Raw genomic sequence first — 6,684 nt, 5'->3', positions numbered from 1 at the left:
CCTGTGTGTGAGACAGGTATCCTACCAGGCTAGACCACCCATCCATCCACTACTGCGGTTGTTTTTCCTTGGCCGATAATATATGTTCAGCTACGTGCCTTCCGAAAACCCTTCAAGGTATGCCTTTTGCTCCGGTGTCAGCTTGTCGATCTCGACCCCCATTGCCTGCAGTTTCGCAAGCGCTATTTCCTGGTCCTGCGCCCTATCGATGTCGTAGACGAGCGGCTTCATCGTGCCTTTTGACGCCGCCAGCTTCAGCACTGCCAGGAACTGGTTTGCAAAGCTCATGTCCATCACTTCTGACGGGTGGCCCTCTGCCGCCGCCAGGTTTACGAGCCTGCCCTCGCCAATGAGATAGACCCTGCTCCCGCTCTTCAGGTCGTACTGCATAGTGTGCTGGTTTACCTCCTTCGTCCCTGACGACTGCTTTTCGAGCGCCGGGATTGAAATTTCGACGTTAAAGTGGCCGGCGTTTGCAAGTATCGCGCCGTCCTTCATCTTTGCAATGTCGTCTTCCATGATTACGTCCTTGCAGCCTGTGGTCGTAATAAACACGTCGCCAATGCCGGCAGCCTGGTTCATTGTCGCGACCGAGTAGCCGTCCAACTTGGCCTTCAGTGCCGCAATCGGGTCGACTTCGGTGACGATGATGTTTGCGCCAAGGCCGGACGCCCTGCGCGCGATGCCCTTGCCGACGTGGCCATATCCTGCGACGACGACGTTTTTGCCGGATATGAGGACGTTTGTAGCCCGTATGATGCCGTCCAATGCGGATTGCCCAGTGCCGTACACGTTGTCAAAGTCGTGCTTTGTCTCCGCATCATTTACGGCGATTACCGGGAACAGCAGCTTGCCGCCCTTTTGCATTGCGCGCAGCCTGACTACACCTGTTGTTGTTTCTTCGGTGCCGCCGTACAACTGGCCCTTCATCGCGCCCTGCTCCATCGCCTTGTGCATCTCGACTGTCATGTCCGCGCCGTCGTCGATGGCGACGTGCGGGTTCAGTTTCATAGCGTTGTGGATGTCGTCATAATATTCCTTGGTCGAGACGCCCCTGCTGGCAAAGATGCCGATGCCTTCATGTTTCGCTAGTGAAGCGGCGACATCGTCCTGCGTGGATAGCGGGTTGCAGCCGCACCACGATATTTCTGCGCCTGCGGCCTTTAGCGTCCTAACGAGAACGCCCGTCTCTTTTGTCACGTGCAAGCAGCCCGCGACTTTGATGCCTGCAAGCGGCCTCGTCTTGCTATATTTCTGCCTGAGTGCTACCAGAACTGGCATGTGTGCCTCTGCCCAGTCTATGCGCCTCTTGCCTTCATCGGCAAGGGAAATGTCCTTGACGCGGTATTCCATGGCTCCGGGTTCTGCAGGTGCGATATATTACCTGTTTGATCACAGCATGTCCCTGGCGCGCATTATCGACATGACCTGCTCGTCGGTGACGGGCGTAAACTCTTCATAGAACTCGCCGACCGCCCCAAAGTCCCGGGGAGCCGCAAGCGCGACGACCATGTCCGCCTCGTGCTTTAGCGCCTCGATGGTCTGCGCCGGCGCCACCGGGACCGCGATTACCAGCGTCGCCGGCTCTTGCTTTTTCGTCCACCGCGCTGCAGCAATGACCGTTGCGCCGGTGGCCACCCCGTCGTCGACTAGGATGACTGTCCTGCCCCGTATGCTGTAGGGCGCCGGCTTTCGATAAGCCTGCATCCGCCTTTTCACTTCTGCGACCTCTCTTGCCCTCTCCTCGTCAATGTATGCAGGAGGGACTCTCAATGCTGTTACAAGGTACCTGTTGATGTATTCGGTGCCGTCTTCCATCACCGCGCCTATCGCCAGCTCCTCGTTGCCGGGGGCGCCCAACTTTCTCGGTATTACAATATCAAAACTGGCGCCCAGCCTCCTGGCGACTATTTCTGCAAGTATGACGCCTCCCCTCGGGATGCCGATGGCCGTTACCTCCGCATTCTGCCCGATGACGAGTGCCAGCTTTTCTGCCAGCGCCACGCCTGCGTCGCCCCTGTCCCGGAACTTCACGCAGCAAAGGCGGCGGGCATTGCTTTTAAGCGTTGATCTCTCTAAAACTATAATTTCCGCCCAAATCAAGCAGGTCATGTGCGCAGGACGCAGATAGCAGTCATTGGATACAACGGCGACAGGTGCACCGAAGCTGCAAGGTCGCTTGCCTACGAGACGGGAAAAGAGATAGCAAAGGCGGGGGCAGTGCTCGTGTGCGGGGGCCTCGAGGGCGTCATGGAGGCCGCATGCAGAGGCGCCAAGGAGAACGGCGGCATGGCGGTGGGCATCATCCCGCAGGGAGAATTCTCGTTTGCCAACAAGTACTGCGACATCGTCATCTGCACCGGCCTCGGCTTTGCCCGCGACTTTGTCGTCGCCTCGTCAGCTGACGGCATGATAGCAGTGGCAGGCGGCGTCGGCACCCTGATAGAGCTGAGCGTCGGCTACATGATGAAAAAGCCAATGGCCGCCATCGCCGGCAGCGGCGGCACGGCGGACCAGTACGGCGGCGAGTATCTCGACGAGCGAAAGCGAGTGCCGATAATGGTAGCCCGGGACCCAGCGGAAGCAGTCGCGCTTGTGCTGGAAAAGGTGCGCAAGGATGCGCCAGCCGAGGCTAGTTTGGAGTAAAATGCCGAACTGGTATAGCAAGCGCCTCACGGAACTGCATGACGAACACACGAGTTCCAGTGTTGCTCTGCCGTCGCCTTTTTGCACATCCCCACAGGGCACATGCATCCGTGCGGTGGCAGCCGCCACATCAGAACAAAGAGCCTATACCCTTTGCGCGTGATTTGACGGTTCTTGTTTCGTCCAGTCGGCGTCCTTCTATACGCATAAAATGCATTTAAGACTTTCTGTATATTCTTATAGGAAGGTTAACCTCGATAGTTGACGAGGTATGGGTCCGGCTCGTAGAACTGGCCGTACTTGGCGGCAAGCTCGTTCAGCGTCCTGACGACGTTCTGCGGGCCAAATTCCTGCACCGTGACAAACAGCTCTTTCTTTAGTCCCATGCCCAGCTTCAATGCCTTTTCAAGTTCTTCCTTGCTGCATACTCCTTTTGTGATGAGCCACGCCGCGTTGTTTGCCGCGACTGCCAGCAGCTTTATTGGGTCGTAGGTAGCGGCCTCTTGCTCTGTCAGGTTGATGCGCTCGTACTTTTCTCCCTTGTATTCGTAAAAGCCCTTGCCGATCTTTTGGCCCAGGCTCTTTTCCTCAAAGAGCTGCTTTACCTTTGGGTGGGGCAGAATGACCTTTTTATCGCGAGAGTGCATCTCCACTGTCGCCTTGTGTATGACGTCAAGGCCGGTATAGTCCGCAAGCTCGAATATGCCCATCGGAAACGACATCCTGAACTTTACCGCCGAGTCAATCTGCGTCATCGTGGCGTTATCGCGGTCCATGCAATAGGCTGCTTCATGAACGAGCGGGATAAAGACGCGGTTTACGATAAAGCCGGCGACGTCTTTTTTGCAGAGCACCGGCTGCTTGCCGACTTTGCGGATGAAATTCATCGCCATGTCGACCATGCCGGCGTTGGTGCTGTTGCCCGGAATCACCTCGACCAGCGGCATCAGCTGCGGCGGGTTGAAAAAGTGCAGACCGATGAACCGGTCGGGCCTGTTGGTGAGCGCGGCCATCTCTGTTATCGGGAGCGTGCTGGTGTTTGAAGCATAGAGCGTCTTTTGCTCTGATACGCCGTCGACTTCTGCGTACACTTTTTTCTTTAGGTTCATGTCCTCCGGCACCGCCTCGATGAGCAGGTCCGCGCCTGCAAGGGCCTGCTTCAGGTCAACAACTGGCGTTATCCTGCTAAATATCTCGTCTGCCTGCGCCTGCGACAGCTTTTGCTTTTCGACCATCTTGTTGAGCGACCAGCGGACCTTTTCCATCGCCCTGTCAAGGAACGACTGCTCGATGTCCCGGAGGGTAACTTGGTAGCCGGCCATCGCCGACACCTGCGCTATGCCGTGGCCCATGACGCCGGAGCCCAGGACTGTAATCTTGGTTATTGAGACGGACATTTAGAGAGGTAACATGCCGGCTGATTTTTAATGTTGCTATAAGATGCTGTGGAGTGGATTCGGACTGATGTTTCGTTGGCAGCTCTGGCCGGAAGCGCTGGTACTCGAACATTGTTTGAGCCTGTTGTACGCAAACAGTTATCCTATCACGACATTTCCATGAGTCATCTTGTGCAATCGGAGTTGCTCTTCGTACTTGGTCATATAGTTGCACATGTCGCACTGCTGGATGTCTTCAAGCAGCTGGCCGTGCCCTGACGGGATGCCTATTATCAAAACGTCGTCAAACTCTGTAATTCTGTATGCGTCGTATTTGTCAGGGTCTGACTTGATAAAAGCCGAGAGGGCACCAAGAATGTCACCCTTGCTTATCTTTGATCCTGCGTCGATGACAACTTCATCGCCTTCTAACGAAACGTTCACTGTTGCATTATCGACGAAAGCCTGCAATCGGGCTTGGAGGTAGCCATGCAGGTTCCTGGCTAATTCGTCATCGGTTGCGCAGCTTACGACAACAACAGCAGACATGGTTCTGTTTCTCCAAGGTCACTGATATGCTTTTTGAGTAGCCGAGGACGGCTGCGGCCAAAGGTTAACGGGGCCTTATGCAAAGTTGCGTATGAAAAGCTCGGTGTGGCCCCTGCGCCGGCCCGGCTTGCAGTTTATCGCTCGGAGCGCCTGCACGCGGTCCTGCGCATATTCTGAATAAAGCCGCCTGATAAGCGGCGTGTCGGAATTGCTCAGGATGACTTTGCAGCCCCTGTCAGTCAGCCTTGCAAACGTTTCGGCGAGCTCGCGCTGGTCGCTGTCGCCAAAGCCGCTGTTTGTGTATTCGGTGAACCGGGACGTGCTGTTTGTTGGGCTGTAGGGCGGGTCGAGGTAGACGAGGTCGTTCCTGCCTGCCTTTTTGAGCGCGTCGGCATAGTTCCAGTCAGTCAGGCGCGCGTCTGAAATTCGCAGCGCTGCGCTTGCCTGCCTGAGCGCTTCTTCGTTGCATATCCGGGGGTTGGCATAGCTGCCAAGGGGGACGTTGAACCTGCCGCTCTTGTTGACCCTGTAAAGCCCGTTAAAGCAGGTCTTGTTGAACATGATGAGGCGTGCCGCACGCTCTACGTCGTCATCTGGCGGCGACGACGCCCTGAGCGCATAGTAGTAGCGGTCTCGCTCTTTACTGAACCTTGCCTCGTGCCTCTGCAGGGCGCCTATCAGCCGGTCCACGTCGCCTTTGACCGCGTTATAGGCCGTGATGAGGTCCGAGTTGACGTCTGACAGGAACGCGCCAAACCTTCCGCGCCTTGACAATAAATAAAAGAACACCGCGCCTCCTCCGAGGAACGGCTCGAAATACCGGTTAAATTCCGCCGGCAAGAGCGCGTCCAGCCTTGACAGGAGCTGCGTCTTGCCGCCTGCCCACTTTACAAATGGGTAGAACCTCTGCTGCTCCTGAAGCGCGGCTTGCAACGAGCAAGTCCACCTCTGTCAAGCTCTTAACAGTTTTGCTAAGGGGATTTCACTATCTAGTCAAGCCTTGTTCTATTTCCTCACCTTGGTCGTCTGGGTGTCGACGACGTTGTTTGCAGAGTCGTACGCCGTCCACTTTATGCTCGAGAATGGGATGGCGACTTTGAACTTGGCGTTCTTGCCCTCGGCCAGCGGCTTGCCTGTCATGCATTCAACCACGTTGCCGGTCGACGCGCAGTGGTACCCCTTTTCGGTGGCTATTATCGGCGTCACCTGCAGCCCCGGCGACGGCTCAAAGACGAACTTGTTCACCAGCTTGCCGCTGCCCTGGACGTTGACCAGCTTTATCTCTGTTCAGCGCGCCTTTTTCTTTTTGAATATCTTGGCGTCTACGATGACGGGGCTCTTTGGAGCTACCACCTCTACCACAAAGGTCCCCGAGTCGTCGTGCTTCTGCCCCGCTATCCCGCCCTCGACGTTGAGGCTTATCGTGTAGGTGCCCGGCTGCCACGTGTCAGGCACCACGGGCCTCCACGTGTACAACTTTGTGTACGCGCCTCCGCCAAGCGGCACATTTGCGAAATACTGGGAGATGAACTGGGAATCCATGGTCTTGGTCTCGACGACTTTGTCGCTTGCGTCGGTTATGGAGAGGTTGACCTTGGTAACCAGCGGGTAAATGTAAATCGCGACGTTCAGCTTTTCCTTGGCGCTTATCTTCACCACGCCATTGTCGGAATGCTGCTTTGCGATTCATGGGTGGCCGTTCACTGACAGGAACATGCAGATGTTGTCCTGGTAGGTGGCGCATTTGTGGGTGGCAGACGCGTTGCCTACCGACGATCCGGCCAGCGCTGATGCTGCCAGCATCGACGCCGCAAACAGCGCTGCGGCGCGCACATAAGACTTGTACATAACACGGGATAGATATGCGATTTATAAAAGCATGTTGCCTGGCTGCGCGCTTACACAAACAATATCAGCTTGCGAGCGCCTCCCAACGGCATGGCAAAGCGCTCAGGCAAGGCAAGGTCAGACGTTGTCATAAAGGCAAAGACCACCACTTTTCGGATTCTCGAAATCGGGCAGAGCGGCGTCAGGGCCGAGTTGACGAGCAAGGGGACGGTGACCGGCAAGTACAGGGCCACCCACTGGGACACCGTAGAGATGCAGATGAACC

Annotated in this window: 9 protein-coding genes; 1 reads left to right on the top strand and 8 read right to left on the bottom strand. The window is 56.2% G+C overall.

The window, feature by feature from the left end:
- Positions 1 to 90: 90 nt before the first annotated feature.
- Together ahcY and ACREAY_RS08740 are read right to left on the bottom strand one after the other, a co-directional pair.
- Positions 91 to 1,353 (bottom strand): adenosylhomocysteinase, encoded by a 1,263-nt coding sequence (gene ahcY, locus ACREAY_RS08745; protein ID WP_431755388.1) that lies wholly within the window; start codon positions 1,351 to 1,353, stop codon positions 91 to 93.
- 39 nt (positions 1,354 to 1,392) lie between these two features.
- Positions 1,393 to 2,034 (bottom strand): phosphoribosyltransferase, encoded by a 642-nt coding sequence (locus ACREAY_RS08740; RefSeq protein ID WP_431755387.1) that lies wholly within the window; start codon positions 2,032 to 2,034, stop codon positions 1,393 to 1,395.
- Between the two features lie 78 nt (positions 2,035 to 2,112).
- Here ACREAY_RS08740 and ACREAY_RS08735 point away from each other — a divergent pair, with 78 nt between their 5' ends.
- Positions 2,113 to 2,646: a TIGR00725 family protein gene (locus ACREAY_RS08735; protein ID WP_431755386.1), complete on the top strand. Its 534-nt coding sequence runs from the start codon at positions 2,113 to 2,115 to the stop codon at positions 2,644 to 2,646.
- 248 nt (positions 2,647 to 2,894) lie between these two features.
- On the opposite strand, the gene ACREAY_RS08730 is transcribed toward ACREAY_RS08735, so the two are convergent.
- The 6 genes from ACREAY_RS08730 to ACREAY_RS08705 form a co-directional block, all read right to left on the bottom strand.
- The gene (locus tag ACREAY_RS08730; RefSeq protein ID WP_431755385.1) at positions 2,895 to 4,043 is read right to left on the bottom strand and encodes a 3-hydroxyacyl-CoA dehydrogenase family protein; all 1,149 of its coding nucleotides are present in this window, start codon (positions 4,041 to 4,043) and stop codon (positions 2,895 to 2,897) included.
- A 138-nt stretch (positions 4,044 to 4,181) separates the two neighbouring features.
- The gene (locus tag ACREAY_RS08725; RefSeq protein WP_431755384.1) at positions 4,182 to 4,466 is read right to left on the bottom strand and encodes a hypothetical protein; all 285 of its coding nucleotides are present in this window, start codon (positions 4,464 to 4,466) and stop codon (positions 4,182 to 4,184) included.
- Positions 4,467 to 4,646: 180 nt separating this feature from the next.
- Positions 4,647 to 5,504 (bottom strand): DNA adenine methylase, encoded by an 858-nt coding sequence (locus ACREAY_RS08720; protein ID WP_431755383.1) that lies wholly within the window; start codon positions 5,502 to 5,504, stop codon positions 4,647 to 4,649.
- A gap of 72 nt (positions 5,505 to 5,576) precedes the next feature.
- Positions 5,577 to 5,816 (bottom strand): hypothetical protein, encoded by a 240-nt coding sequence (locus ACREAY_RS08715; protein WP_431755382.1) that lies wholly within the window; start codon positions 5,814 to 5,816, stop codon positions 5,577 to 5,579.
- Between the two features lie 42 nt (positions 5,817 to 5,858).
- A complete protein-coding gene (locus ACREAY_RS08710; RefSeq protein ID WP_431755381.1) occupies positions 5,859 to 6,230 on the bottom strand; it encodes a hypothetical protein in 372 nt (123 codons plus the stop codon).
- A 27-nt stretch (positions 6,231 to 6,257) separates the two neighbouring features.
- Positions 6,258 to 6,419 carry a hypothetical protein gene (locus ACREAY_RS08705; RefSeq protein WP_431755380.1) on the bottom strand — a complete coding sequence of 54 codons (162 nt, stop codon included), beginning with the start codon at positions 6,417 to 6,419 and terminating at the stop codon, positions 6,258 to 6,260.
- Positions 6,420 to 6,684: the final 265 nt, after the last annotated feature.

This window comes from Nitrososphaera sp. (assembly GCF_050748925.1).
GTDB lineage: Archaea > Thermoproteota > Nitrososphaeria > Nitrososphaerales > Nitrososphaeraceae > Nitrososphaera.
The sequence above is the reverse complement of the archived record's forward strand: the minus strand, read 5'-3'. Positions and strand labels throughout refer to the sequence as shown.

Coding starts and splice junctions, on each gene's coding strand:
- ahcY (WP_431755388.1), bottom strand. CDS start 1,353: ATGGAATACCGCGTCAAGGACATTTCCCTTGCCGATGAAGGCAAGAGG.
- ACREAY_RS08705 (WP_431755380.1), bottom strand. CDS start 6,419: ATGTACAAGTCTTATGTGCGCGCCGCAGCGCTGTTTGCGGCGTCGATG.
- ACREAY_RS08730 (WP_431755385.1), bottom strand. CDS start 4,043: ATGTCCGTCTCAATAACCAAGATTACAGTCCTGGGCTCCGGCGTCATG.